Here is a 3,107-nt window from a genome sequence, read left to right as displayed (position 1 = left end):
ACATTTATTTTCTCTAGCCAGAGGTTTTTAGTGAAAACAAGGCGAATTTACGTGTCAATAGCTGGCCTATTGCAAGTAAATTCAACGCAGTTAGCGCTGAAAATAGCTGCTCGAGATAGATTTATTATCCAGAGTTCAGGTTATTTAATTATCGATTCTCTAGGCGATTATAATCAAACATTCCATATTCTATACCGCGATATTGTTTAGCTGTATCGTGCAAAATATCACTATACTGCCAAAATTGAGGGTGAGTACGTCGAATACCAAACTTAGACTTTAATGCTCTATAATCAGCTTCTATTTGCATCATGGGTAATTGTTCTGCAAAAGCAGCCACTTGCTGATCATTATTTAAATACCAAATAGATTCTGGATAGTCACCAATAAAGCCAGGAACAATAGTCGCTGTATCCTCTTTATAAGCACGTTGCCCATCTTCATTCAATAAACTGGATATATTGTAGTGTGCATTGTGATGAATAATAGTATAAGCCTTGTGGCTATCATCAGATTGCTTAACTAAAACAAAAGATAATTGCGGCAATAAATTAACTGCTTTTGCTGGCATAGCATTTATTACACCTAGCGCTTTAGGCACTTGAGTATAGTCATATTGCTTACTTAACACTGGCGCTAAAGCCTCTTTCATTAAGCCATAAAGCTCATGTTGAGGATCATTTGTTTCATATTCAATACCACTTGGTTGACTAAACTCTCGATTATTTTTAAAAAAGTCAGCAAGACTCGGTGGCGATTTGCGATACCAATGTTTTTTAATTTGATCACGCTTATGCTCAGGTAATAATGCTAAAAAGTTTTGCTCACCTTCTAAACGTAAAAAGTCCATATATAAACGCGTTATTAGCTGATGCCCAACATTACCATACACATCAAAGCCGGCGACTAGAAGGTAATGTATACGTTCAAATAAGGCATAATCGAGGATCCATGTAGTTTTTGGCTCTTGTCCTATAAAGCCTTTCACAACAGTAGCACTATCAAAATGACGAAAAATAGTCAGTGCCGCATTTTCATTATGCCCATCGCCTTTCCATAATAAGTCAGTTGTTAAGTGCTCCCCGCCTTTAAACATTTCATTAGCAAGGCCAACCTTTGCTTTTAAATATTTTTGTTCTAACGCTGAATATTTAACCCAGTTAGAAATAGGTAAGGCATTACTTTCCTCAGCTGCGGGCAGTTCAAGCGCATCTTCATGTTGCATGAGCATTTCACCAACAGCGGGAGTAGCTACTTTAGCTGGATCAGCAAACGCGACCCAAAAATGGTCATTAATCACATTTAAAGCAATTTGACCACGACAAACAGGCCCTTTAATAAAGCCCATTATAATTAATTCTGCCTCATCCAGCATAAACTGATATTTTGAATTAATAGGAATAACTTCGAATGTTTTAAATGGGTTAGATGCTGACTCAGGCTTATAACTTGGCATTTGAGTAACAGTATAATCAGGAGCAATAAATTGATCATATAAACGCAGTAATTTAGCTTCATTAAGCTCTAGCGGTAAATGCGTTTTAGATAATATTGTTGTGCGCTCTTGCATAAATCGGTAATAAACACGGCTAACCTTAGGGTCGTCATAAGGACGACGTGTATTAATAAGCTTTATTTTCTCGCCAGGGGGTGTGCTAGATCGTACTAACTTAAAAAAGCTCTGTGGATTTTCTGGGGTAAAATAAATATGTGCTAAAAACCAGTGTTCATAAATATAACGAGCCGATAACTGATATTTTAAACTGTCTTGATTTAAAAAGGCTTCCCATCCGTTTATTTTATTTTGCTCGAATTTACTTGGCGGCGCAATATGCGACATTTTACCGCCTGTTTTAAGCCATCTTTGTAGATGATTAAACTCTTCGCGTGATACGCTAGGCAATCCATAAGGCATACCACCATGAGGTTGCTCATCTGCTAATCGGTCAAACTCTCCCATGGTTGCGCAGGTTTGAGAGCGATTTAAAGAAAAATCAAACTCATCGTCTAATACTTCATTTGCTGGTAATTCATGGCTTTGTTTAAGTACTAAGCTATTAAATAAAACACTGCCGGCTAAATTAGCCTCTTCAGTTTGTATTCGCTCATTAAGTACCGGCGTAAAGTTTTTTTCCCGCCATTGCTGAGTGCTAGTCGCATCAAATAATAAACGGCTCGGAGTAGTTGCCAATAAACGAGTTCCATCGTAAACCAACTCTTTACTCAACCCTCGATCAATTCCTTCAGGCGATGACAGCTTAAGCTGGCACGGAGCATCATAGCAACCATGGCAAACCACACAGCGAGTATCGAGCACCGGCTTTACGTTTTGTAAAAAATCAGCACCAGAAAGTGTAGAGTGTGAAACAATTCGCTCTTGTGTTTGTTCCGAACCAAATAAATCATTGTAGTGAACATTACCTAAGTACGCACAACCACTAAGAATTATTAATGCAAATGTACTTATTATGATTTTTTTCATTCGTCTTCGTCGCCCAAGTCGAAGGTAGGCATCATATCCATTTGCGGAGAAACGAATGCCTTTTGATCTTCAGTATTTAAAATAACACTTAAAAGAGGTCCGTGCGTTAATGTTATTTGCGCATCGTGTTCTTGATCTAATATCTTTAAATATGGGGAGTCACCAATAAGTAATTCATAACTATTAACGGTAATAGCGATACTGCTATCTTCACTTGGATTCTGGCAAATTTGAGCAAGTAACTCATCATCAAGTCCAATTGATATTTCAAAATCAGGCTGCTCTAAATCTCTTTCACTTAATGTTTCATCTAAAAGAAATAAAGGGAGGGTTAAATTGCTATCTTGTTCAAATTCCATTGCGTTCTCTGCACTTACTGACGATTTAATTGGTTAGCATTATAGCAAAGCTGCAAATAAATTAACGCTAAAGGGAGTGTAAAATGATTAAGCACAAAGCCATTTAACCTTGCACTTAATAATTATACCAATTGCATTAAATTAGTGATCTATTATAGCGATAAGAAAATAGCTTAATAACAAGGCCAAAATTATGATACATAGTTGTTCTATATAAATAATTTTTAACGTCGTTAGTGAGTTATTTAATACGCTAGAATGATCAT

General features: G+C 36.7%; 2 protein-coding genes. Both read right to left on the bottom strand.

The window, feature by feature from the left end:
- Window positions 1-148: 148 nt before the first annotated feature.
- The gene (locus tag CWB66_RS20605; RefSeq protein WP_138586916.1) at window positions 149-2,482 is read right to left on the bottom strand and encodes a fatty acid cis/trans isomerase; all 2,334 of its coding nucleotides are present in this window, start codon (window positions 2,480-2,482) and stop codon (window positions 149-151) included.
- Entirely contained in the window at window positions 2,479-2,841 is a 363-nt protein-coding gene (locus CWB66_RS20600; protein WP_138586914.1) for a hypothetical protein, read from the bottom strand. Before CWB66_RS20600 ends, CWB66_RS20605 begins: the two co-directional genes overlap by 4 nt.
- Window positions 2,842-3,107: the final 266 nt, after the last annotated feature.

This window comes from Pseudoalteromonas sp. S558 (assembly GCF_005886635.1).
In the GTDB taxonomy this organism is placed as follows: domain Bacteria; phylum Pseudomonadota; class Gammaproteobacteria; order Enterobacterales; family Alteromonadaceae; genus Pseudoalteromonas; species Pseudoalteromonas aliena.
The sequence above is the reverse complement of the archived record's forward strand: the minus strand, read 5'-3'. Positions and strand labels throughout refer to the sequence as shown.

What these genes read in the sequence shown, in the direction of transcription:
- CWB66_RS20605 (WP_138586916.1), bottom strand. Translation starts at nt 2,482, where the DNA reads ATGAAAAAAATCATAATAAGTACATTTGCATTAATAATTCTTAGTGGT.
- CWB66_RS20600 (WP_138586914.1), bottom strand. Translation starts at nt 2,841, where the DNA reads ATGGAATTTGAACAAGATAGCAATTTAACCCTCCCTTTATTTCTTTTA.